Source organism: Pseudomonas sp. NPDC079367, assembly GCF_044542195.1.
In the GTDB taxonomy this organism is placed as follows: domain Bacteria; phylum Pseudomonadota; class Gammaproteobacteria; order Pseudomonadales; family Pseudomonadaceae; genus Aquipseudomonas.
In genome coordinates this window covers 1-21,932 of sequence record NZ_JBITTW010000043.1, presented here as the reverse complement: position 1 = coordinate 21,932, position 21,932 = coordinate 1, and the positions used below count along the sequence as shown (strand labels likewise).

The window sequence follows — 21,932 nt, the reverse complement described above, 5'->3', positions numbered from 1 at the left end:
GTTGCAGCACTCTCGCATAAATATTCAACATGGAATGCCGCGATCACATGAAGCGCAAGAACATTCTTTTCATCATGGCCGATCAAATGGCCGCGCCAATGTTGCCGTTCTACGGCCCATCGCCTGTCAAACTGCCAAACCTGTCCCGCCTCGCCGCCCAGGGCGTAGTGTTTGATGCCGCGTATTGCAACAGCCCGCTGTGCGCACCGTCGCGCTTCACTCTGGTCAGTGGTCAGCTGCCGAGCAAGATCGGCGCCTATGACAACGCCGCTGATTTTCCTGCCGATATCCCCACTTATGCGCACTACTTGCGCCGACTCGGCTACCGCACTGCGCTGTCGGGCAAGATGCACTTTTGCGGGCCGGACCAACTGCACGGTTATGAAGAACGCCTGACCAGCGATATCTACCCGGCCGATTACGGTTGGGCGGTGAACTGGGACGAGCCGCAGGTACGACCGAGCTGGTATCACAACATGTCCTCGGTGCTGCAGGCCGGGCCGTGCGTGCGTACCAATCAGCTGGATTTCGACGAAGAGGTGGTGTTCAAGGCACAGCAATATCTGTTCGATCACATCCGCGAGGATGGCGACCAGCCGTTTTGCCTGACCGTGTCGATGACTCACCCGCACGACCCGTACACGATTCCCAAGAAATTTTGGGATTTGTATGACGATGCCGATATCCCGCTGCCTACAGCCTTGAACCAGGACGAACTCGATCCGCACTCGCAACGGCTGCTCAAGGTTTACGATTTGTGGGACAAGCCGCTGCCTGTGGATAAAATCCGCGATGCCCGTCGCGCCTATTTCGGGGCTTGCAGCTATATTGACGCCAACGTCGGCAAACTGCTGGAAACGCTGGACGATACCGGGCTGATTGACGACACCATCATTGTTTTCTCCGGCGACCATGGCGACATGCTCGGCGAGAAGGGCCTCTGGTACAAAATGCACTGGTTCGAGATGGCCGCGCGGGTGCCGCTGCTGATCAGCGCACCGGGACAATTCCAGGCGGGCCGGGTCAGCGCCGCGGTTTCCACCGCCGACCTGCTGCCGACGTTCGTTGATCTGGCCGGAGGGAGCCTCGAACCGGGCCTGCCGCTGGATGGCCGCTCCTTGCTGCCGCACCTGCAAGGGCAGGGCGGGCATGACGAAGTGTTCGGCGAGTACATGGCCGAAGGCACCGTCAGCCCGTTGATGATGATTCGCCGGGGCGCCTACAAATTTATCTACAGCGAAAGCGACCCGTGCCTGCTCTTCGACGTGGTTAACGATCCGCGCGAAGAAGAAGAGCTGAGCCAGTCGCCGCAACACCGTCAGGTGTTCGAAGACTTTCTTGCTCAAGCGCGGACCAAATGGGATATCCCGGCGATCCATCGGGACGTGCTGGCCAGCCAGCGCCGACGCCGGTTCGTCGCCGATGCGTTAACCATCGGCAAGCTGAAGAGCTGGGATCACCAGCCGCTGGTCGATGCCAGTCAGCAGTACATGCGCAACCACATCGACCTTGATGATCTGGAGCGCAAGGCCCGTTATCCACAACCCTGCCAAAACCAATAATGTTAAGGGGAAGTCCATGCGCAAGTTATCCACAGCTGTGACCGTTGGCCTGATCGCGTTGAGCAGCGCCTCGGCTTTTGCCGAGCAAGGCTGCGAAATCGTGAAAATGGCCGATCCGGGCTGGAGCGACATCGCCGCGACCAATGCCATCACCGGGTTTCTGCTGGACGCCATGGGCTACAAGGCCAAAGTCGATACCCTTGCGGTGCCGATCACCTTTGGCGGTTTGAAGGACGGCCAGGTTGACGTATTTCTCGGCAACTGGATGCCGGCGCAGCAGGGCTTTTATGACAAATTCGTCGCCACCGGTGATGTGACGCAATTGGCGAAAAACCTCGAAGGCACTGAATTCACCCTTGCTGTCCCCGACTATGTCTGGGAGACGGGTGTGCATGATTTCGCTGACCTGAACAAATTCGCCGACAAGTTCGACAAGAAAATCTACGGCATCGGCTCGGGCGCCCCCGCAAACATTTCGCTGCAGGAAATCATCAAGAAGAACGACTTCGACATGGGTCAGTGGAAGCTGATCGAGTCCAGCGAACAGGCGATGCTGGCCGAAGTATCGCGGGCAGTGAAGAAACAGAAATTCGTCACCTTCCTCGGTTGGACCCCGCACCCGATGAACGTGCAACTGAAAATGCGCTATCTGAAAGGCGGCGAAAAATACTTCGGCGACACCGGGAACGTCTTCACCCTGACCCGCAAGGGGTACGCCGAGGCCTGCCCGAATGTGGGCAAGTTGCTGACCAATCTGGCGTTCACTCAGGACATGGAAAACAGCATCATGGCCGAGGTAGTGAACAAGAAAATCAGCAATGCCGCGGCGGCGAAGGCGTGGATCAAGGCGAATCCGGCGGTACTGGACAAGTGGCTCGATGGCGTGAAGACGGTGGATGGCAATGATGCACTGGTGGCGGTGAAGGCGAAGCTGTAAATGCATTCGCCGATCGTTCTAACGCTCTGCGTGGGAACGATCGGCGGGAAGGGCTGATACCCTTGTTGAAAACTCCAACCGTGAGGATCCATGGCCTTCCCCAGCCGTCATTCACTTTTTCCTTTCCTGAGCTGGTTGCCACGGCAAACCCGCGCCAGCGTCGGCAGGGACCTGATCGTCGGCCTCAGCGGTGCGATTCTCGCGTTACCCCAGTCGATTGCCTACGCCCTGATTGCCGGTCTGCCACCTGAATACGGTCTCTACGCAGCGATCATCCCGGTGATGATCGCTTGCCTGTGGGGCTCATCGTGGCATCTGATCTGCGGCCCGACGGCGGCGATTTCGATTGTGCTCTACGCCAGCGTCAGCCCCTTGGCCGTTCCGGCGTCGCAGGACTACATCACGCTGATTCTGTTGCTGACCTTTCTGGCCGGGATTTTCCAGTGGTTGCTCGGCCTGCTGCGCTTCGGCGCACTGGTGAATTTCGTCTCGCACTCGGTGGTGCTCGGTTTCACCCTCGGTGCGGCGGTGGTGATCGCCATCGGGCAATTGCCCAATCTGCTCGGGCTGGAATTGCCGGCCAGCACCACGGCGCTCGCCAGTCTGATGGATCTGGTGCGACATCTCGGGGCTGTGGATAAGCCTTCGCTGATCCTCGGCGTCGCCACAGTCATCGTCGGCGTGGCGCTGAAAAAACTCCTGCCACGCTGGCCGACGCTGTTGATCACGCTAGTGCTGGCCAGTCTGCTGGTATGGATCTGGCCGGCGATGTTCGGCCATGTGCATCTGGTCAGCGCTTTCGTCGGTCGCTTGCCGCCTTTCAGCGCCTTGCCGCTGGATCCGGAGGTGATGCTGCGCCTGCTGCCGAGCGCCGTAGCGGTGGGCATGCTCGGGCTGGTCACCAGTCTGTCGATTGCGCGCTCGATTTCCGCCCGGTCGCAGCAGTTGCTTGATGCCAATCAGGAAGTCCGCGCGCAAGGTTTGTCGAATATTGTCGGGGCGTTCTTTTCCGGCTCGCTGTCAGCCGGATCGTTTACCCGCTCGGGATTGAGTTACGAAGCGGGTGCCTGTTCGCCACTGGCCGGGATTTTTTCTGCGGTCTGGGTAGCTTTGTTTGCGATCTTCGGCGCCGGGCTGATTTCGCATATTCCGATTCCCGCCATGGCCGGCAGCATTCTGCTGATTGCCTGGGGCCTGGTCGATCACCGAGCAATTCGGGCATTGCTGCGGGTCAGTCGTGCCGAGTTCGTGGTCATGGCGCTGACGTGCCTCGCAACGCTGCTGCTGGAACTGCAGACAGCCATTTACGCCGGCGTGCTGGCGTCGCTGTTTTTCTACCTCAAGCGCACTTCGCAACCGCGTGTGCAGCATTGGCGAGACGGTGAGGACGATGTTTTACGCGTCGGCGGTTCGATCTTTTTCGGCGCCAGCCATTACCTGCAAGTGCGCCTGCAACGGTTGCACGGAGCGCGGGTGGTAATCGAGGCACAGCAGATCAACTTCATCGATTATTCAGGGGTGGAGATGCTGCATCAGGAAGCGCGGCGTTTGTTGGGCCAGGGCCGCAGCCTGACCTTGCGCCGGGCACGGCCACAGGTCGTGGAAGAATTACGCAAGCTGGAAGGGGCGGAAAAATGCCCGATCCGCTTTGAGGATTGATCCAGGATCAGCTGAGTGGCCATTCGCGAGCAAGCGCGCTCCCACCGTGCAATGCGATCAAATGTGGGAGCGAGCTTGCTCGCGAAGCTCTTAAAGGGCTAATTGTCGGCGCAGTTCGGCGAGCACCGGAGCGGTATCCGGGCGCACGCGGCGCCATAAGTAGAACGCCTCCGCCGCCTGCTCGGCGAGCATGCCCAGACCATCCATTGCCAGCGCCGCGCCGTGCTCGGTGGCCCAGCGACAGAACGCAGTCGGTTCCTTGCCGTACATCATGTCGTAGCACAGCGTCTGGCCCGGCTCGATCAGGCTTGGCGCAATCGGCGGAACGTCACCGGTCAGGCTGGCGGAAGTAGCGTTGATGATCACGTCCACCGGTTCGCGCAACCAGTCGAAGCCACTGGCTGCTACCGGCCCCAGGTCGCAGAACAATTCGGCCAGCAGCTCAGCCTTGTCCACCGTGCGATTGGCGATGATCACTGAGGCCGGATTCTCCGCCAGCAATGGCTCCAGCGCCCCGCGCACCGCGCCGCCGGCGCCGAGCAAAAGGATGCGCTTGCCGGTCAGGCTGAATCCGGCATTGACCGTCAGATCGCGGACCAGGCCAGCGCCATCGGTGTTGTCGCCGAGGAGTGAGCCATCGTCCAGTTTGCTCAAGGTGTTCACCGCCCCAGCGCGCTGCGCGCGTGCGGTCAGGCTGTTGGCCAGACGGTAAGCCTCTTCCTTGAACGGCACCGTCACGTTGGCACCGCGCCCCTCCCGAAAGAACGCGGTGGCGCAGCCGGCAAAATCATCAAGCGGCGCCAGCAGCGTGCTGTAATCGAGGCGTTGGCTTGTCTGTTCAGCGAACAGCTGGTGAATCATCGGCGACTTGCTGTGGCCGATCGGGTTACCGAAAACGACGTAACGATCCATCACCAATCCTCAGGCCTCGGCCAGCCAGTCGCGATCCTGCAGGAAGTATTCGGTCAGGCGCGCTTCGGCGCTGCCTGGCTCGGCCTTCCAGTCATAACCCCAGCGCACTTGCGGCGGCAGCGACATCAGAATCGATTCGGTACGTCCGCCCGATTGCAGACCAAAGAGGGTGCCACGGTCGTAAACCAGGTTGAACTCGACATAGCGACCACGGCGGAACTCCTGGAATTCGCGCTGCTGTGCAGTGAAGGCATCGTTTTTGCGCCGCTGCACAATCGGCAGGTAGGCGTCGATGTAGGCGTCGCCGATGGCGCGCATGAACGCGAAACTGGTGTCGAAATCCCACTCGTTCAGATCATCGAAGAACAGACCACCAATGCCGCGCGGCTCATGACGGTGCTTGATGTGAAAGTAGGTATCGCACCAGGCCTTGTAGCGTGGATAGACATCAGCGCCGAACGGAGCACAGGCTTGCTCGGCGACGCGGTGCCAGTGGACGCAATCTTCCTCAACGCCGTAATACGGGGTCAGGTCGAAGCCGCCGCCAAACCACCAGACCGGCTCTTCGCCTTCTTTTTCAGCGATGAAAAAGCGCACGTTGGCGTGGGACGTCGGCACGTGCGGGTTGTGCGGATGGATCACAAGCGATACGCCGAGCGCCTCGAAACCACGCCCGGCCAGTTCCGGCCGATGCGCACTGGCCGAGGGTGGCAAGCCGCTGCCGAAGACGTGGGAAAAGTTGACGCCGCCCTTTTCGATCAACGTGCCGTTTTCCAGCACACGGGTGCGCCCACCACCGCCCGCCGGCCGGGTCCAGGCGTCTTCGACGAAGCATTTGCCGCCGTCTTCGGTTTCGAGCGCGGCGCAGATGCGGTCTTGCAGATCGAGCAAATAGGCCTTTACGGCGTCGGTGCGGGTCGTCATGGCTTCACCTTGAATCGGGCGGCGCCCCGGCAGGCGGGCGGCGCAAATGGGCGCGTAGCATACCATCGCAGACCGGCGCGCCGCAGTTGACGAAGATCAAGCAGGGGAGTTGGATAGAGGGCTTAGTGACGACCCAAGGAGAGCAGGCAGATGGCAAAGCGTATCCAGTTCGGTGCCCACGGCGGTCCCGAAGTGCTCGAATATGTAGATTACGAACCCGCTGCGCCCGGGCCGAATCAAGTGCGCGTGGCCAACCACGCGATCGGCCTGAATTTCATTGACACCTACTACCGTAGCGGCCTGTATGCGCCGCCCGCCTTGCCGTCTGGCCTGGGTTCGGAAGGCGCCGGCACCGTCGAGGCGGTGGGCGGCGACGTCACCCGGTTCAAGGTCGGCGATCGTGTGGCGTACGGCAGCGGCCCGCTCGGCGCCTACAGCCAGGTACATGTACTGCCGCAAGACAATCTTGTACACCTGCCCGACGAAATCAGCTTCGAAACGGCTGCCGGGGTCATGCTCAAGGGCCTGACCGTGCAATACCTGCTGCGCCAGACCTACGAACTGCAGGGCGGCGAAACCATTCTGTTCCATGCGGCAGCGGGCGGCGTCGGCTCGCTGGCCTGCCAATGGGCCAAAGCACTGGGCGTGAAGCTGATAGGCACCGTCAGTTCCAGGGAAAAAGCCGAACTGGCCAAGGCCAACGGCGCCTGGGCCACCATCGATTACAGCCATGAAAACGTAGCCGAGCGTGTGCTGGCCCTGACTGACGGCAAGAAAGTCCCGGTGGTGTATGACGGCGTCGGCAAGGACACCTGGCTCACCTCCCTGGACAGCGTGGCGCCACGTGGCTTGGTAGTGAGTTTCGGCAATGCCTCGGGCGCGGTCGATGGCGTCAATCTTGGCATTCTCGCCGCAAAGGGCTCGCTTTATGTCACCCGGCCGACATTGGCGACCTACGCCAACAACGCCGAGAACCTGCAGCGTATGGCTGACGAGTTGTTCGAGATGATCATCAGCGGCAAATTGAAGGTGGATGTCAGCCAGAGTTATCCACTGGCCGAAGCGGCGAAGGCGCAAACCGAACTGTCGGCGCGGCGCACCACCGGCTCTACCGTTCTGCACCCCTGAAACACTTCCATCAAACGCAGCACTCGGGCGCGCCTCAAGAGCTTGACCGGGACGCCTCATCTCTCGACAAAAAACGGCGTCTTGCCAGCCGTGGTGATGGCAAAATCACCACGGGGCAGACGCTGAATCTGCATGCCCGATACACCGGGTAATCTGAGTAATGCGCTCGCCTGTGCCTCGCTGCGCAAAGCCACTTCGATGACCCGTTCCGCAGCGGCGGGAATCCGGTCTTCGGCGATCAGCAGCCGCAGGTGCGCACCCTCGGCCCGCCGATCAATCTGCACTTGCACATCCCAAGCGTACAATTCGGGCAACAGCTCTGCGAGCACGCTCAGAACCTGTCGCTGAGTGATGATCGCGCCGCCCAGTTTGATCGAGGTCTCGACGCGACCCTGCAGTTGCAGTATTGGCAGAGCGCTGCCACAGGCACAACCGGATTGCCCGCCCAAGACTCGCCCACGATCACCAATGCGATACCGCAACAAAGGCACCTGATCGGGCAATAAAGGGGTCAGCAGAAACTCCCCGGGTTCACCTTCCACCACCGCTTGCAGGCTGTGGGGATCGACCACTTCAAGTAGCATGGCATCGGCATGCAGATGGTAGAGACCATGCTCCAGATGCCTGCACTGGAACCCGATAGGTCCGGTCTCCGTCGAGCTGTAACCCAATGATCGTATGTTCAGGGCCGGCCAGGCTCGAGCCAGTTGCTCGCGCAGTGGCTGACGACAAGGTTCTCCGATGTAGTAGAGCCATCTCAAACTGCGCAAATGCGCGCCCTCGACATCAGCATGATTGAACAGGGCCTCGGCGAATGAGGGCGTGCAGATCAGTGCATCGGCCGATTGAGAATGAATCAGCCCGGCTATACGCTGCAGCCCCATCAGCGCACCCGCAGGCAGCAGGCGCGCGCCAATGTGCCGGACAATGGCCGACGCGTATTGAAAGGCACCCTGCATTTCACCGGGCGTCAGGCAGTTGATTACGACACGGGGCAGTTCATCGCTCGCAACGAACATCCGCGCGCCCAAGGGCACGATATTTTCGTTGAATGCCCAAGAGTGAGTGATGTGCTTGCGGTTACCCGTGCTGCCGCCTGAAGTCAGGGTCAGCCCGCCGCCCGGCGCGCAATGTGACGCTTCGCTGAGATGAGTAAACAGCAATCCGTCCTGATCATCCTCCACGGCGAGGATCGGTAACCGATGCAGATCCGCTGCGGTCTGTACGTACTGAATCTGCGGACAGAGCTTACAGAACCATGGCAGTGACCGCGCATAGGCCAGTTTACGCGCGAAGGCCTCCGCGGCCGCACCCTGAACGGTCTTTGCACAGGCCTGGTTCATCAGGTCACCGCGCATGATGCGGATCTTCCTGGCGAATACCCAGCTCAGCGAATCCTTCGTTGACCGCACTGGCCAGATGCTCCAACTGAACCTCGCTGTGATTCGCGCTGATGGCCAGTCGCAGGATGGCTTGACCTTTGGCCACCACTGGAAACAAGGCTGTAGTGACCGCTATGGCGTGCCGACGCAAGTGCAACGCCAGACTGATCGCGTCCCGTTCGGCACCCACCCGGACGAAACGAATGGGCGAAGCAATCTGGTGATTGCCTAAAACCGGTCCTAACAGACTGTCGATGACCTCCACGTTTCGCCAAAGCGCCTCTTGCAACTGACCCAATTGTGCAGAGAGGTGGATCTTTGCCGAGGCAACTGCCGCACCGACACCGCCCATCGATAGCGGGCCGCCAAATGTATAAGTCGACGCATGGCGCCGAATCAGCTCGGCATCGGCCGACGTCAGCACTGTAATTGCTCCGCCGGTGGCACCGAAAGCCTTGGATAATGACGACAGCAGGATCAAACGTTCGCACGACGGCGCAGCGGCGACATCGAGCGCATAACCGCCCCCGGCGTGGCCATGAATGGAAGTGCCGTGAGCGTCATCCGCATACAGATAACCCTCGAAGCGCTCTGCCAGTTGCAGCAATCGGTCGACAGGATAAAGCCCGCGCATCGAGCCGATGCTGTCAGTCATGATAATCGGCGTATTGCCGGCGGCGACGGCTGTGGAGCAAGCATCTTCGACTTGCTGAAGATCACTGCAATCGCAGCGATGGACGGGGCCGAACTGCCACAGAATGCCTTGCAGCACTTGCATTGAAGCATGGGCAGTATGATCAATGATCCAGCCCGGGCCACGGTGCAAGGGATACGACGGCAATTCACCGGAACCCAGCAGCGGCAGACAACCCAGATGGGCGCTGCCCACCGAGTTGAATGTCACCGTATGCCCCTGGAATATGCGGTTCAACTGCTCATCGAGTTCGCGCATCGGCGGGAGCAGCGCTCGGGTGCGAGCGGCAGCGAACTGCACGCCGAAGGACTCGATGGCTTGCACTGCGCCTTGAATCAGACGGGGGTCGCTTTCGAGTCCCAGATAGGAGCATGAGAGAAATTCGGTCAGCCGCTCGCCGCTGCCCAACTCTATGACCTTGCCGTCGCGCTGCACCAGGTGCAGGCCATTGAGACCGGCGTCGAACAATTGCTGTTGATCGTCCCGCGCCTGGCGGACGCGGTTCCTGACCCAATTAACGGTCGGGTGAGGTGTATTCATCGGGATACCTGCGCAGGTGATGTCTGGCGGTAGACCTGCACTCGCCAGAGTTGAGTTTTTTCTCGTGCGATTGCGTCCTGAAATTGCGTAGTAACGTCGCAGAAGCCTTCGCAATCGGGCCTGACCACATGCAAATGGCCACGAATAACCGTCAGCGCATCCTCGCCCAAAGCGGGTCGAAGCCGCTGCAGAACATCAATACCCACCTTCGCCGGCAGGAATGAAGGCACGTCTGAAAATGAGACAAAGTCGACATCCCTGCACCTGGAAGCACAGTCGAAAATATCGCTCTGCTCCACGGTCAGCCGGCATTGCTGCAGTGCCTTGCGTGCCTGTTGAAAGACCTGTTGATCGCACTCCAGCGGAAAGCCTTGGGGATACCGCAACTCACCGAAAAACAGCATTTGCAGGAAAAAGCTCTCGCGCACGACCTGGGTGGTGAACAAGGTATGGAAAATATCCAGATACACCTCGCGGGAACTGATGCCCAGATTGTTGCGGGGGAATGCCCCTTTATACAAAAGCGAGTTGAGCACCGATGCATTGCCCAATAGGGCGATCACGGCCTTCCAGCGCTTGAGGGGAAAACGGCTTTGGTAATAAGTCGATTGTTCTTCCAGATCTCGGACCTGGAAGATCCCTCGTCCCGCCTTGCCAGTGAACAGTCCGTTGACCTTCGCCAACCGCTGCAGGGTCTGCTCGAAGGCGCCGAGGTAAATCGGTGCCTGCCAATGACGGGAATGAAAAAAGTGCTCCAGCCAGCGCCTATCAAGAGAAGGCAGATCCAGCAGGCGAAATATGGATTTGCGGCGTGTCGCCGATATATCGGGCTGGTAGCCCATGAAATCCATGAACGACTGACGATCGGTCTGCTCCAGCAGGGCAAAACGCAAGCGCGTAAAGGCCAGTTGCGGCGCACTGATATCGGCACACGTCATGCGGGCTGGGTGACGGGCCAGCAAAGGCAGAAGCCGACCGCCACAGCCGGCAACGCCCAATACATGTCTGGCATGCTCGGGCAGAATGGCATGTTCGAGCGCTGTGTCTTCATCCCCCAGCGAGTAGTTCAAACGCTCGAAATAATCAGCCATCTCGACCTCCGCCTGCCTGACAGGAAAATGAACGGGAAGGCGTCATGATTTCTCCAGGGCATGAAGAAACTCGTAGCGGGGCGCGAGGCCGTTTTGCCAAGCTTCATACTGGTCATAAACGGCTTCGAGCATGTTACCGGTCAGGCGCAGACTGGTTTCCATCACGGTCGCAACGGCATCCCAGTCAGCCTGACGCTTGCAGGTCCGCTGCAGAATGAGTTTGATCTCATTGAAGTGGTCGACGTCGATATCCGAATGAGCAATGAAGAACGTCAATTGAGCGGGCTTCAACGACAGCGTTTCACTCAGTTTGTTGATCAGCGGAGTGATAAAGTGATAAGCGTTTTCCGCCCAGTAACTGTATCCGAGCCGCTGTAATGGGTTACCGGTAAAAGAAATCCAGTATAAGTAAGCGATCAGCACTTCGGTCTCAGGAAGTGCTGGCGGTATATCAAAAGCTTCATTTTTCAAGCCTAAACTCATGACATCATGCAGGGCCATTTTCTCATGCCCGACTTCTTGCGCCGCATGTTCAAAACAGAACTTCGCATAAACAGGATTATCGGCATGCCGCACCCCAACCAGACCCTGATTTCGAGCATTGTGTGAGGTGTAATGAAAGGTTTCGATCATGTAGATTGCATACAACGCCTTGGAAACACTGCCCTTGCGAATAGCCTTGACCAGCCTGGAGTTGCCCAGAATATCGCTCCATGTTTTGTCGATGCGCTGATCGAGCAGAATCAAATGTTGTTCAAAACTGATGGACGCATTCATTGCGATTCTCCGGATAGTTGCCGTTCATGGGAAATGGTTGTTGTAGTGCTGCAAGGATTTGTCGCCACTGCGCAGACAGCAGCCAGTAATCGCCGCGAGAACGATTTGCGATATGCAGGGGATTGGAGGTGATCAGGGTCAGGCCGAAACGCTGAAATAGCCGCCGTTGTGGCGATCTGCACAACGCAGTGACACCTTCATAACCGCGGTCGATCGCCCATTGCGTGGCGGCCGCAAGCAGCGCATTGGTCGGCACTGGCCGGTGCTGTTGCGAATGGGTGATCAGGCGACTGAACTCGACATGACGTGCCAGCGCCACGGTCGGAGAAACATATTGGTTTGCCAGCGAAGCCCATTCGAACGGTGATGGGGTGACACGCATGACCGCCGTCAGTTGATCGCGTTGATACAGCAGAAAATGCGTGCTTCGCGATGAGATCGCCAGACTCGTTTCAAGTGCTCGGGCTCTTGACGTCAACATGTAATGTTTTAACCGAAGACGAAACTGACGACCGATGAAGCGTTCAAACTCGCTGGCATCTGACCCTGCTTCAAGAATAACGATACGATAATCAGAACTCTGCTTGTGCAGTGTTTCTCGAAGCCCCTGCAGGTAATCCTTTAATTGTAAGTTTGTAGTATCCATTCCCTCTCCGCAGACGTTAACTATCGAAGTTTTCTGACGCATTGAAATAATGGATGATTCTGCAAATCTCGCCACTGCACGACGTCTGATAATGACGTGGGAAAATTTACCGAAGTTTCTGATTTATAGATTTATCTGACATACAGCGGAGCAACATAAACAACGGATTGTTTAAGTTTTATAATTGACCAAAGATAATATTTCGGGCAGAAAAACTCCCCGCCAAACCATTCGGGGAGCTCAAAAGCAGAAGAGGCAGAAAAGCGTCAGTCGGGACGAATGACCTTGCCCGTCGCCAGATCGCGGATGACACTCGGGTTTTTCCGGCCGCCGAGACTACCGGCCAGCACCAGATCGATCTGCCCACGGAAATATTGCTCTACCCGTAAACGCGTGCGCGCCGCCGGGCGACCTTGCGGGTTGGCCGAGGTTGATATCAACGGCCCGACCATCGAGCACAAATCACGCACTTGCGGGTGATCACTGACCCGCAGTGCCACGGTGTCATGCACGCCTGTGACCCATTCCGGCAACAGATTCTGGTGTGGCACCAGCCAGGTGTTAGGCCCCGGCCAGGTGCTGGCCATGCGGTCGATCCAGTCCTGCGGGAAGTCCTCGAAAAGGAAATCGAACTGGCGGATGTTGTCAGCGACGAGGATCAGTCCTTTGCTCACCGAGCGATTCTTGATCGCCAGCAAGCGGTCCACGGCGTCTTCGTTCCACGGGTCGCAACCCAGCCCCCAGACGGCTTCGGTTGGATAGGCAATCACCGCGCCGGCGCGAACTTCACGCGCGGCTTGTTGCACACGCCAACTGTTGACCATGAAAAAACTCTCCACAAACAGGTTTCGCGCAGTTTACCGATCTTCCTTGTAAAACCTAGCGTGACCGCGCCAACCAGCGACCGTTTTCGCACACCGCACGGCCGTCGATCTCCAGCTCGGTCAGCGTCGCAAGCACTTTGGGCAGCGCCCAGCCACAGCTCGCGGCCAGGGCTTCGCTGGTGTGGGGCGCCGCGTGAAGCAGCGCAAGCAACGGATGATCATCCTGCGGCGAAGCTGTGGATAACAACGGCTGCTGCCAGCCACGCAGGGCTTCGAGAATGTGTTCGATAGTTTCCACGAGCACCGCGCCGTCGCGAATCAACTGGTGACAACCGCGGGCGCCGGGGTGATGGATCGATCCTGGAATCGCGTAAACCTCACGCCCTTGCTCGGCCGCCAGTCGCGCGGTGATCAACGAGCCGCTGGCAACACTGGCCTCGACCACCAGCACGCCAAGGGATAAGCCGCTGATGATGCGGTTGCGTCGGGGGAAGTTGCTCGGGCTCGGCCCGGCGTCCAGCGGAAACTCGGAAAGCACCGCACTGCCCGAGGCAATCATTGCCTCAGCCAGGCCTTGGTTGCGTTGTGGATAAAAATTTTCCAGGCCCGTACCAAGCACACCCACGGTCTGGCCGCCAACGTTCAGTGCGGCCTGATGCGCAGCGGCATCAATGCCCAGCGCCAGACCACTGGTGATGACAAAACCGGCCCCGGCCAGACTGCGGGAAAACGCCGCCGCCGTGTCCATCCCGGGACGCGAAGCGCGGCGGCTGCCGACCATCGCCAACTGCGGTTTCTCCAAAATCGACGGATCGCCGGCAACGAATAAAAGCGGCGGCGGATCGGGAATTTGCGCCAGCAATGCTGGGTAATCCGCTTGATCCCACATCAACAAATGTTGGCCGGGGCGCTCTAGCCAGCGCATTGCGTGGCTGGCGCCATCGCGCACCGTCGGACAACGTCGCGCCTCGGCGCAGGCCGATGGCAACCCCAGCGAGCGCCACGCACTGGCCGGCGCACTGATGGCTTTCGACGCCGAGCCGAAGGCTTCGAGCAGTTTGGCAAAACGCTTGGGGCCGATATCCGGCATGCGGTGCAGGCGCAGGCGCGCCTCCAGTTCCGCCGGGGAAATGGCCGTACTGAGCGACAACATGAATGGATCATCCTTGATCGTTCTATGCTCCGAACCATTCGGAACAAGCTGTGGATAACTCTGTTGGTAACTTGTGAAGCAAGCTTACGGATTTCGCACCTTGTCGAGCACCGCCAACGAACGCGAAGCGTTGAGCACCAGGCCGTAACTGAGTTTGTCGTAGGTGCGGAACACCATCAGCAAGCCGGCGCGCTCATCAGGAATCTTCAGCGGCTGGCCAGTGATCCGGTCACGCACGGTTTCGCCGGTTTTCATCACCGCCAGTACATTGCCTTCGGCCAGACCGTCGCGTTTGCCCCTGTTCAGCGTGACGACGTCCATCACGCCGATCTGGGTGACGCCACGCGGCACGTCGATAATCAGGCCGTCGATGGATCGATTCGGCGCGCTGGGCATGAACGTCGAGTTGATCGAACGTTCTTCGCCGCTGAACAAGCGGTCACCAAGCCGCACTTCCTGGGTGGTGCGCTGCAGGGCGAGGGTGGCGACATCGCCTTCGGCAGCAACGATTTCGCCACCACCGATATCGTCCGCGTTGATACCGAGGAACTCCTTGGTTTGCGGGTCGGTATACACCTTGCCTTGGCGGAAGATGCCATACACCGGTTGTTCCGGGTCGAAATGGCCGCGGGCGAAGATGCGGTCACCGGTGCCACTGAGCACGCGCTCGGCATCGCCGGCGACGATGTACGGTGCCTTGTCGAAATCTTCGGCCTTGTCGACGATGCGGTTGCTCAACAGAAAGCTGTTGATGGACTTTAGTGGAATGCTCGGAATCGCCTCGGCCACCGGGCTGGTGCGAATCCGTGGCGAAAGCTTGATGGTACCGCGCGACTCGCCACGGTTGACGGTCAGTTGCGGCTGACCGTTGACGTAACTGAGCGTCAGCGTGTCGCCGGGATAGATCAGGTTGGGGTTATCGACCTGCGGGTTGGCCCGCCAAAGCTGTGGCCATTGCCAGGGCTCGCGCAGGTACTTGCCGGAGATGTCCCAGAGCGTGTCGCCCGAAGCCACCGTGTATTGCTGTGGAAAACCATCCCTGAGTTGCACTTGCCCTTGAGCGCCGCCGGCCGCAGCCAGAAGCAGCAGGGCGAGTAGTGTTTTCCTCATGCAGTGAATCCCTTTATCATGTGCATTCGCGTGAATCGTCAGAGCCCCCGTGGCTCGCTTCTGTTTTCAGAAGCTACGCTTCACAACGGTAGCCTGCATCCTCGGACCCGCCAGGCCATCGACCCGACTTTACTCAACGTGTGCAGCAATCGAAGCCTATGGCCATTTTAAACATCCTCGAATTTCCGGACCCGCGTCTGCGCACTATCGCCAAACCAGTGGCTGTAGTGGACGACGAAGTGCGTCAGTTGGTCGACGACATGTTTGAAACAATGTATGAAGCGCCGGGCATCGGCCTCGCCGCGACCCAGGTCAACGTGCACAAACGTATCGTCGTGATGGACCTGTCCGAAGACCGTACCGAGCCACGGGTGTTCATCAACCCCGAGTTCGAACCGCTGACCGACGAGATGGACCAGTATCAGGAAGGCTGCCTCTCGGTACCGGGCTTCTACGAAAACGTCGACCGCCCGCAGAAGGTCAAAATCAAGGCGCTGGACCGCGACGGCAAGCCCTATGAGCTGATAGCCGAAGGCCTGCTCGCGGTGTGCATCCAGCACGAATGCGACCACCTCAACGGCAAATTGTTCGTCGATTACCTGTCCACGCTCAAACGCGACCGGATCAAGAAGAAACTGGAAAAGCTGCACCGCCAGAACGCTTGATGCCCCTCTTCAAAGGCTTGCTGCGGCAAGCCTTTTTCTTTTTATGAGACGCCTTTCATGACTGAGCCACTGCGCATTGTTTTTGCCGGTACCCCGGAATTCGCGGCCGAGCACCTCAAGGCTCTGCTGAGCAGCCCGTACGAGATCGTGGCGGTCTACACCCAGCCGGATCGGCCGGCCGGCCGCGGGCAAAAACTGATGCCGAGCCCGGTCAAACAACTCGCTCTGGAGAATAATATCCAGGTGTTGCAGCCGCCGACCTTGCGCAATGCCGACGCCCAGGCGGAACTGGCCGCGCTGAAACCGGACTTGATGGTGGTGGTCGCCTACGGCCTGATCCTGCCGCAAGCGGTGCTGGATATTCCGCGTCTGGGTTGCATCAACAGTCATGCGTCGCTGCTGCCACGCTGGCGCGGTGCGGCGCCGATTCAGCGCGCCGTCGAACATGGCGATGCCGAAAGCGGTGTGACCGTGATGCGCATGGAAGCCGGGCTCGACACCGGGCCGATGCTGCTAAAGGTTGTCACGCCGATCAACGCCAACGATACCGGCGGCACCTTGCATGATCGTCTCGCCGAAATAGGGCCGCCCGCTGTGGTGCAGGCGATTGCCGGTCTGGCTGCCGGCACCCTGCAAGGTGAGGTGCAAAACAACGAGCTCGCCACTTACGCGCACAAACTGAACAAAGATGAAGCACGCATCGACTGGAGCCGTCCGGCGGTAGAGCTGGAACGTCTGGTTCGCGCCTTCAACCCATGGCCGATCACCCACAGCACGCTCAATGGCGAAGCGTTGAAAGTGCTGGCCGCGAAAGTCGCCGACGGCACTGGCGCTCCGGGTGAAATCCTCAGCGCCAGCAAGGACGGCCTGATCGTCGCCTGCGGTGCACAAGCGCTGTGCCTGACTCGTCTGCAACTGCCCGGTGGCAAAGCGCTGAACTTCAGCGACCTGTTCAACAGCCGCCGCGAGAAATTCGCCGTCGGCAGCGTGCTGGGTGCAGCGGTGGACGCGCAATGAATCCACGTCTGGCCGCCGCCAAGGCACTCGCCGCCGTGCTCAGCGGCAAGGCTTCGCTGAACAGCTCCCTGCCCCCGCAGCTGGACAAGGTCGAGGATCGCGATCGCGGTTTCACTCAGGATCTGGCCTTTGGCACTGCACGCTGGCAGCCACGCCTGTCGGCATTGGCAGAGAAGCTTTTGCAGAAACCGTTCAAGTCTGCCGACGCCGATGTCGAGGCGCTGCTGCTGGTCGGTCTTTACCAGTTGCTCTACACCCGCGTACCGGCTCACGCCGCCATCGGTGAGACCGTCGGTTGCGCCGACAAGCTGAAAAAACCCTGGGCCAAAGGCCTGCTCAACGCCGTGCTGCGCAATGCCCAGCGCGAAAGCGAGACGATTTTCGCCGAACTCGAACGCGACCCGGTGGTGCGCACGGCGCACCCGCGCTGGCTGCAAAAATCCCTCAAGGCGTTCTGGCCGCAGCAGTGGGAAGCCATCTGTGCAGCAAACAACGCGCATCCGCCGATGATCCTGCGGGTCAACCGCCGCCATCACAGCCGCGACGCCTACCTCGCGCTGCTGAACGATGCCGGGATCGCCGCGACACCTTGCGAATACAGCCGCGACGGCATCGTCCTCGAAGCCGCCGCCGATGTGCGCAGCCTGCCGGGTTTCGCCGAGGGCTGGATCAGTGTGCAGGACGAAGCCGCGCAACTGGCCGCCGACCTGCTCGACCTGGCGCCCGGCCAACGCGTGCTCGACGCCTGCTGCGCGCCCGGCGGCAAGACTTGCCATATCCTCGAAGCCGAACCGGCGCTGGCCGGCGTGGTGGCGGTGGATCTGGAGGCCAAGCGTCTGGTGCGGGTGAAGGAAAACCTTGAACGCCTGGGCCTGAGCGCTGAGCTGATCGCCGCCGATGGCCGCGACACGGCGAAATGGTGGGATGGCAAACCGTTCCAGCGCATCCTGCTCGATGCACCGTGCTCGGCCACCGGGGTGATCCGTCGCCATCCGGACATCAAGCTGACCCGCCAGCCCGACGACATCGTCGCCCTCGCACAACTGCAAGGCGAGTTGCTCGACGCCATGTGGAAAACCCTCGAAGTCGGCGGCATCCTGCTCTACGCCACCTGCTCGACATTGCCGACGGAAAACACTGAGGTGATCGCTGCGTTCCTCGAGCGCACCCCCGGTGCCCGCGAACTGGATCTGGCTACGGCGGCCGGCATCAAACAGCCCCATGGTCGCCAACTGCTGGCCCAGCAGGGCGGCCATGACGGCTTCTACTACGCCAAGCTGATCAAGATCGCTGCCGCACGCAGCTAAACGGATTCAACGGAGTGACTGGATGAAAATCATCATCCTCGGTGCAGGACAGGTCGGCGGTTCGCTGGCCGAACATCTGGCCAGCGAGGCCAACGACATCACCGTGGTCGACACCGACGGCGAGCGCCTGCGCGACCTCGGCGATCGCCTTGACATCCGCACCGTGCAGGGCCGAGGCTCGCTGCCTTCGGTACTGCGTCAGGCCGGTGCCGACGACGCCGACATGCTGGTCGCGGTGACCAACAGTGACGAGACCAACATGGTCGCCTGCCAGGTCGCGCACACGCTGTTCCACACCCCGACCAAAATCGCCCGGGTGCGCGAAGCGTCGTACCTCAATCGCGAGGAACAGCTGTTCCAGAACGAAGCGATTCCGGTCGACGTGCTGATCAGTCCCGAGCAGGTCGTGACCAACTACATCAAGCGCCTGATCCAGCATCCCGGTGCCTTGCAGGTGATCGACTTCGCCGAAGGCGCGGCGCAACTGGTGGCGGTGCGCGCCTACTACGGCGGGCCGCTGGTCGGCCAGCAACTGCGCCAGTTGCGTGAGCACATGCCGAACGTCGAAACCCGCGTCGCTGCGATCTTCCGCCGTGACCGGCCGATCCTGCCGCAGGGCGACACGGTGATCGAGGCCGACGACGAAGTGTTCTTCATCGCCGCCCGTGAGGACATTCGCGCGGTGATGAGCGAAATGCGCCGCCTCGACGAAACCTACAAACGCATCGTTATCGCCGGTGGCGGGCAGATCGGCGAGCGCCTGGCCGAGGCCATCGAAAGCCGCTATCAGGTGAAGATCATCGAGATGAGCCCGGCGCGTTGCCGCTACCTCTCCGATACCCTCGACAGCACCGTGGTGTTGCAGGGCAGTGCCTCGGACCGCGATCTGCTGCTGGAAGAGAACATCGCCGACGCCGATATCTTCCTCGCCCTGACCAACGATGACGAAGCCAACATCATGTCGTCGCTGCTGGCCAAACGGCTGGGGGCGAAGAAGGTCATGACGATCATCAACAATCCGGCTTACGTCGACCTGATTCAGGGCGGCGACATCGACATCGCCATCAGCCCGCAACTGGCGACCATCGGCACCCTGCTCGCCCACGTACGCCGAGGCGATATCGTCAGCGTGCACTCACTGCGGCGCGGCGCGGCGGAAGCGATCGAGGCGATTGCCCACGGTGATGCGAAGTCGAGCAAGGTCATCGGCAAGCCGATCGAAAAGATCGGCCTGCCGCCGGGCACTACCATCGGCGCGGTGATTCGCAACGAGAAAGTGATCATTGCCCACGACGACACGGTGATCGAAGCGGGCGACCATGTGATTCTGTTCCTTGTGGACAAGAAGCATATTCGCGATGTGGAGAAGCTGTTTCATGTGGGGTTGAGCTTTTTTTGACCTGAAAACAACGTTGCCCGAGATGGCCCCTTCGCGAGCAAGCCCGCTCCCACCTTTGGAATGCGTTGCCCTGTGGGAGCAGGCTTGCTCGCGAAAGGGGTATTGCTGAGCAAGACTCACCTCTGACACACCGCAGAAAGGAACGCGCCTATGCTCGAATCCCTGGAAAAAATGCTCGCCAAAGGTGCGGATAACGCTCTGTTGCGTTTCGGCCTGGGCAAGGGTTATCTGGACTTGGGCGAAAACGCCAGGGCTGCCGAGCATTTCCAGCACTGCGTTACGTTCGACCCGAAGTACTCAGCAGCGTGGAAGTTACTGGGCAAGGCGCAGCTGGCGCTAGGCGATCACGCCGCTGCGCGTCAGGCCTGGGAACAGGGCCTGGAAGCGGCCCGCGCCCATGGTGACAAACAGGCCGAGAAGGAGATGACGGTGTTCCTGAAGAAGCTCGAGCGGCATGCGCCTTGAGCTACAGACAGCGCAAGGTGACGCCGTCTGCATCAGCCGCCAACCTGTCGAAGCGGCTCAGTACCAGCGCGCTTCGCCCGGCGGACGCTTCTTGAAGCGCTTCATGCTCCACATGTATTGGCTCGGATACGCCGCCACGTAACGCTCGACCACTTTGCTCATCGCCGCGCAGGACTCGGCGGTATCGGTGCTGTACATGGCTTCGGGTGCGGCTTCGAGGATCACTTTGTAGCCCGAGCCGTCAGGCAGGCGCAGAGCATGCAGGAACACGCCGACCGCTTTGCCGCCGGCCAACATGTTCGGCACGAATTTGCTGGTCAGTGCCTGAGTGGCGAAGAAGGGCACAAAGATCCCGGCGGATTCGGCCGGCTCCGGATCGGCGGGAATGCCCACGGCACCACCTTTGCGCACTTCCTTGATCACGCTGAGAATGCCTTCCTTGGTCGATGCGGCGACCTTGTTGCCCAACTGCACGCGCTGTTTTCGCAGCAATTCATCCACCGCCTTGAGCTTCGGCGGGCGATAGAAAATGATCGGTTTGCACTGACTGCAGTAGAAGTGGTTGAGCACTTCCCAGTTGCCCAGATGGCTGGTGATGCCGACCACGCCTTTGCCCGAAGCGAGCGCATCCTTGAGCACATCGAGGCCTTCGACTTCGCGGACCAGATCGATCGAGCGCTGCGCCGGCCAGATCCACGCACAGGCGCTTTCGGTCAGCGACTTGCCGATGTCTTTCAGACTCTGGCCGACCAGACGCTCGCGCTCGGCCGCATCCATCTGGGGAAAACATTTGGCGAGGTTGATCCGCACCACGTCGCGGGAACGGTTGGGGGTTTTCCACATGATCCAGCCGATCGCCGAACCGACGGCCTGCACGGCCCGCCATGGCAGCAGGGCAAACAGCCGCAGAGCGCCTACCAGCAAGGCGCCTTTAAACTTTTCCACAGGTCACTCCTGATCTTTGTGCTGTGCGCGAGGCGGGCATTCTAACCGGCGTTGACCAACTGCGCGTAGCGGTCGCAGTCCTGGGTGTGGTCCATGACCATGCCCGAGGCCTGCATCAGCGCGTAGCAAATGGTCGGGCCGACGAACGTGAATCCGGCTTTTTTCAGCGCTTTGCTCATCGCCAGCGCTTGGGGGGTGATCGCCGGAACTTCGCTGCGATCCTTGAAGTGATTGATGATTGGCTGGTCGCCTACAAACGACCAGAGCAACGCCACCGGATCCTCCAGCGCCAGCCACGCCTGGGCATTACGCCGCGCGGCGTTGAGCTTGAGACGATTGCGGATGATCCCCGGATCGAGCATCAGTTCGTCGATTTCGGCGTCGCTCATCTGCGCGACACGCTGCACATCGAAGCCGAACAGCACCTGGCGATACCGCTCGCGCTTGCGCAGCACAGTGATCCACGACAGCCCGGCCTGGAACCCTTCGAGCAAAAGCAACTCGAACAAACCCTGCGCATCGCGTAGCGGCGTGCCCCACTCCTGATCGTGATAGGCCATGTACAGCGGATCTTCGGTACACCAAAAGCAGCGTGGCATAAGGCTCCAGGGGGCGTGCGCAGCAACGAATCGGGTATACTCCCGCTCTTTAAATCGCAGCCCAAGAAACAGGTGAATTTCGTGAGCCAGCCTACGCCAGCCGTGCGTACCTTCCAAGACTTGATCCTCGCGCTCCAGCAATACTGGGCCGAGCAAGGTTGTGTGGTACTTCAGGCCTTCGATATGGAAGTTGGCG

22 protein-coding genes are annotated in these 21,932 nt (G+C 60.1%); 10 read left to right on the top strand and 12 right to left on the bottom strand.

Annotation, left to right across the window (positions count from 1 at the left end; genetic code table 11):
• The first annotated feature begins 47 nt into the window (after window positions 1–47).
• From betC to ACIGDJ_RS24155, 3 genes are all read left to right on the top strand, one after another.
• A complete protein-coding gene (betC, locus tag ACIGDJ_RS24165; protein WP_313000423.1) occupies window positions 48–1,562 on the top strand; it encodes a choline-sulfatase in 1,515 nt (504 codons plus the stop codon).
• A 16-nt stretch (window positions 1,563–1,578) separates the two neighbouring features.
• On the top strand, window positions 1,579–2,499 hold the full coding sequence (gene choX, locus ACIGDJ_RS24160; protein WP_397479848.1) for a choline ABC transporter substrate-binding protein: 921 nt from the start codon (window positions 1,579–1,581) through the stop codon (window positions 2,497–2,499).
• Window positions 2,500–2,589: 90 nt separating this feature from the next.
• Window positions 2,590–4,158 carry a SulP family inorganic anion transporter gene (locus tag ACIGDJ_RS24155; protein ID WP_101159694.1) on the top strand — a complete coding sequence of 523 codons (1,569 nt, stop codon included), beginning with the start codon at window positions 2,590–2,592 and terminating at the stop codon, window positions 4,156–4,158.
• A gap of 90 nt (window positions 4,159–4,248) precedes the next feature.
• On the opposite strand, the gene aroE is transcribed toward ACIGDJ_RS24155, so the two are convergent.
• Both aroE and hemF read right to left on the bottom strand, forming a co-directional pair.
• Window positions 4,249–5,070 (bottom strand): shikimate dehydrogenase, encoded by an 822-nt coding sequence (gene aroE, locus ACIGDJ_RS24150; RefSeq protein ID WP_101159695.1) that lies wholly within the window; start codon window positions 5,068–5,070, stop codon window positions 4,249–4,251.
• A gap of 9 nt (window positions 5,071–5,079) precedes the next feature.
• Window positions 5,080–5,994 carry an oxygen-dependent coproporphyrinogen oxidase gene (gene hemF / locus ACIGDJ_RS24145; protein ID WP_101159696.1) on the bottom strand — a complete coding sequence of 305 codons (915 nt, stop codon included), beginning with the start codon at window positions 5,992–5,994 and terminating at the stop codon, window positions 5,080–5,082.
• Between the two features lie 150 nt (window positions 5,995–6,144).
• Between hemF and ACIGDJ_RS24140 the strand changes: the two genes are divergently transcribed.
• On the top strand, window positions 6,145–7,122 hold the full coding sequence (locus ACIGDJ_RS24140; RefSeq protein WP_313000413.1) for a quinone oxidoreductase: 978 nt from the start codon (window positions 6,145–6,147) through the stop codon (window positions 7,120–7,122).
• 56 nt (window positions 7,123–7,178) lie between these two features.
• On the opposite strand, the gene ACIGDJ_RS24135 is transcribed toward ACIGDJ_RS24140, so the two are convergent.
• The 8 genes from ACIGDJ_RS24135 to ACIGDJ_RS24100 form a co-directional block, all read right to left on the bottom strand.
• A complete protein-coding gene (locus ACIGDJ_RS24135) occupies window positions 7,179–8,480 on the bottom strand; it encodes an AMP-binding protein (RefSeq protein WP_313000410.1) in 1,302 nt (433 codons plus the stop codon).
• Window positions 8,470–9,738 (bottom strand): aminotransferase class I/II-fold pyridoxal phosphate-dependent enzyme, encoded by a 1,269-nt coding sequence (locus ACIGDJ_RS24130; protein ID WP_313000407.1) that lies wholly within the window; start codon window positions 9,736–9,738, stop codon window positions 8,470–8,472. Before ACIGDJ_RS24130 ends, ACIGDJ_RS24135 begins: the two co-directional genes overlap by 11 nt.
• A complete protein-coding gene (locus tag ACIGDJ_RS24125) occupies window positions 9,735–10,829 on the bottom strand; it encodes a DUF3419 family protein (RefSeq protein WP_101159699.1) in 1,095 nt (364 codons plus the stop codon). The genes ACIGDJ_RS24130 and ACIGDJ_RS24125 overlap by 4 nt, the downstream gene beginning before the upstream one ends.
• A 42-nt stretch (window positions 10,830–10,871) precedes the next feature.
• Window positions 10,872–11,606, bottom strand: a complete 735-nt coding sequence (locus tag ACIGDJ_RS24120; RefSeq protein WP_101159700.1) for an iron-containing redox enzyme family protein — start codon at window positions 11,604–11,606, stop codon at window positions 10,872–10,874.
• Entirely contained in the window at window positions 11,584–12,252 is a 669-nt protein-coding gene (locus ACIGDJ_RS24115) for a hypothetical protein (protein ID WP_397479847.1), read from the bottom strand. Before ACIGDJ_RS24115 ends, ACIGDJ_RS24120 begins: the two co-directional genes overlap by 23 nt.
• 266 nt (window positions 12,253–12,518) lie before the next feature.
• Complete coding sequence (locus ACIGDJ_RS24110; RefSeq protein ID WP_101159702.1) at window positions 12,519–13,076, bottom strand: L-threonylcarbamoyladenylate synthase; 558 nt, start codon at window positions 13,074–13,076, stop codon at window positions 12,519–12,521.
• Window positions 13,077–13,131: 55 nt separating this feature from the next.
• Window positions 13,132–14,229, bottom strand: coding sequence for a DNA-processing protein DprA (gene dprA / locus ACIGDJ_RS24105; protein WP_313000398.1), 1,098 nt, complete (start codon window positions 14,227–14,229; stop codon window positions 13,132–13,134).
• An 84-nt stretch (window positions 14,230–14,313) separates the two neighbouring features.
• Entirely contained in the window at window positions 14,314–15,339 is a 1,026-nt protein-coding gene (locus tag ACIGDJ_RS24100) for a LysM peptidoglycan-binding domain-containing protein (RefSeq protein ID WP_397479846.1), read from the bottom strand.
• A gap of 158 nt (window positions 15,340–15,497) precedes the next feature.
• Here ACIGDJ_RS24100 and def point away from each other — a divergent pair, with 158 nt between their 5' ends.
• The 5 genes from def (at window position 15,498) to ACIGDJ_RS24075 (ending at window position 20,192) form a co-directional block, all read left to right on the top strand.
• Window positions 15,498–16,004 carry a peptide deformylase gene (def, locus tag ACIGDJ_RS24095; RefSeq protein ID WP_016772378.1) on the top strand — a complete coding sequence of 169 codons (507 nt, stop codon included), beginning with the start codon at window positions 15,498–15,500 and terminating at the stop codon, window positions 16,002–16,004.
• A 57-nt stretch (window positions 16,005–16,061) separates the two neighbouring features.
• Entirely contained in the window at window positions 16,062–17,021 is a 960-nt protein-coding gene (fmt, locus tag ACIGDJ_RS24090; protein WP_397479845.1) for a methionyl-tRNA formyltransferase, read from the top strand.
• Window positions 17,018–18,328, top strand: a complete 1,311-nt coding sequence (gene rsmB / locus ACIGDJ_RS24085) for a 16S rRNA (cytosine(967)-C(5))-methyltransferase RsmB (RefSeq protein WP_397479844.1) — start codon at window positions 17,018–17,020, stop codon at window positions 18,326–18,328. Before fmt ends, rsmB begins: the two co-directional genes overlap by 4 nt.
• A 22-nt stretch (window positions 18,329–18,350) precedes the next feature.
• Window positions 18,351–19,727: a Trk system potassium transporter TrkA gene (gene trkA / locus ACIGDJ_RS24080; RefSeq protein ID WP_016772381.1), complete on the top strand. Its 1,377-nt coding sequence runs from the start codon at window positions 18,351–18,353 to the stop codon at window positions 19,725–19,727.
• Window positions 19,728–19,877: 150 nt separating this feature from the next.
• On the top strand, window positions 19,878–20,192 hold the full coding sequence (locus ACIGDJ_RS24075) for a tetratricopeptide repeat protein (RefSeq protein WP_397479843.1): 315 nt from the start codon (window positions 19,878–19,880) through the stop codon (window positions 20,190–20,192).
• 57 nt (window positions 20,193–20,249) lie between these two features.
• Here the strand turns inward: ACIGDJ_RS24075 and ACIGDJ_RS24070 are convergent, their stop codons facing one another.
• On the bottom strand, window positions 20,250–21,137 hold the full coding sequence (locus ACIGDJ_RS24070; RefSeq protein ID WP_024014955.1) for a lysophospholipid acyltransferase: 888 nt from the start codon (window positions 21,135–21,137) through the stop codon (window positions 20,250–20,252).
• 41 nt (window positions 21,138–21,178) lie between these two features.
• Entirely contained in the window at window positions 21,179–21,736 is a 558-nt protein-coding gene (gene tag, locus ACIGDJ_RS24065) for a DNA-3-methyladenine glycosylase I (protein WP_101159708.1), read from the bottom strand.
• 81 nt (window positions 21,737–21,817) lie between these two features.
• On the opposite strand from tag, the gene ACIGDJ_RS24060 reads away from it, so the two are divergent.
• A partial coding sequence (locus ACIGDJ_RS24060; protein WP_397504628.1) for a glycine--tRNA ligase subunit alpha occupies window positions 21,818–21,932 on the top strand: 115 nt, incomplete at its 3' end.

What these genes read in the sequence shown, in the direction of transcription:
- trkA (WP_016772381.1), top strand. Translation starts at nt 18,351, where the DNA reads ATGAAAATCATCATCCTCGGTGCAGGACAGGTCGGCGGTTCGCTGGCC.
- rsmB (WP_397479844.1), top strand. Translation starts at nt 17,018, where the DNA reads ATGAATCCACGTCTGGCCGCCGCCAAGGCACTCGCCGCCGTGCTCAGC.
- ACIGDJ_RS24075 (WP_397479843.1), top strand. Translation starts at nt 19,878, where the DNA reads ATGCTCGAATCCCTGGAAAAAATGCTCGCCAAAGGTGCGGATAACGCT.
- dprA (WP_313000398.1), bottom strand. Translation starts at nt 14,229, where the DNA reads ATGTTGTCGCTCAGTACGGCCATTTCCCCGGCGGAACTGGAGGCGCGC.
- ACIGDJ_RS24140 (WP_313000413.1), top strand. Translation starts at nt 6,145, where the DNA reads ATGGCAAAGCGTATCCAGTTCGGTGCCCACGGCGGTCCCGAAGTGCTC.
- fmt (WP_397479845.1), top strand. Translation starts at nt 16,062, where the DNA reads ATGACTGAGCCACTGCGCATTGTTTTTGCCGGTACCCCGGAATTCGCG.
- ACIGDJ_RS24115 (WP_397479847.1), bottom strand. Translation starts at nt 12,252, where the DNA reads ATGGATACTACAAACTTACAATTAAAGGATTACCTGCAGGGGCTTCGA.
- betC (WP_313000423.1), top strand. Translation starts at nt 48, where the DNA reads ATGAAGCGCAAGAACATTCTTTTCATCATGGCCGATCAAATGGCCGCG.
- aroE (WP_101159695.1), bottom strand. Translation starts at nt 5,070, where the DNA reads ATGGATCGTTACGTCGTTTTCGGTAACCCGATCGGCCACAGCAAGTCG.
- hemF (WP_101159696.1), bottom strand. Translation starts at nt 5,994, where the DNA reads ATGACGACCCGCACCGACGCCGTAAAGGCCTATTTGCTCGATCTGCAA.
- ACIGDJ_RS24100 (WP_397479846.1), bottom strand. Translation starts at nt 15,339, where the DNA reads ATGAGGAAAACACTACTCGCCCTGCTGCTTCTGGCTGCGGCCGGCGGC.
- ACIGDJ_RS24120 (WP_101159700.1), bottom strand. Translation starts at nt 11,606, where the DNA reads ATGAATGCGTCCATCAGTTTTGAACAACATTTGATTCTGCTCGATCAG.
- ACIGDJ_RS24125 (WP_101159699.1), bottom strand. Translation starts at nt 10,829, where the DNA reads ATGGCTGATTATTTCGAGCGTTTGAACTACTCGCTGGGGGATGAAGAC.
- tag (WP_101159708.1), bottom strand. Translation starts at nt 21,736, where the DNA reads ATGCCACGCTGCTTTTGGTGTACCGAAGATCCGCTGTACATGGCCTAT.
- def (WP_016772378.1), top strand. Translation starts at nt 15,498, where the DNA reads ATGGCCATTTTAAACATCCTCGAATTTCCGGACCCGCGTCTGCGCACT.
- ACIGDJ_RS24135 (WP_313000410.1), bottom strand. Translation starts at nt 8,480, where the DNA reads ATGCGCGGTGACCTGATGAACCAGGCCTGTGCAAAGACCGTTCAGGGT.
- ACIGDJ_RS24155 (WP_101159694.1), top strand. Translation starts at nt 2,590, where the DNA reads ATGGCCTTCCCCAGCCGTCATTCACTTTTTCCTTTCCTGAGCTGGTTG.
- choX (WP_397479848.1), top strand. Translation starts at nt 1,579, where the DNA reads ATGCGCAAGTTATCCACAGCTGTGACCGTTGGCCTGATCGCGTTGAGC.
- ACIGDJ_RS24110 (WP_101159702.1), bottom strand. Translation starts at nt 13,076, where the DNA reads ATGGTCAACAGTTGGCGTGTGCAACAAGCCGCGCGTGAAGTTCGCGCC.
- ACIGDJ_RS24130 (WP_313000407.1), bottom strand. Translation starts at nt 9,738, where the DNA reads ATGAATACACCTCACCCGACCGTTAATTGGGTCAGGAACCGCGTCCGC.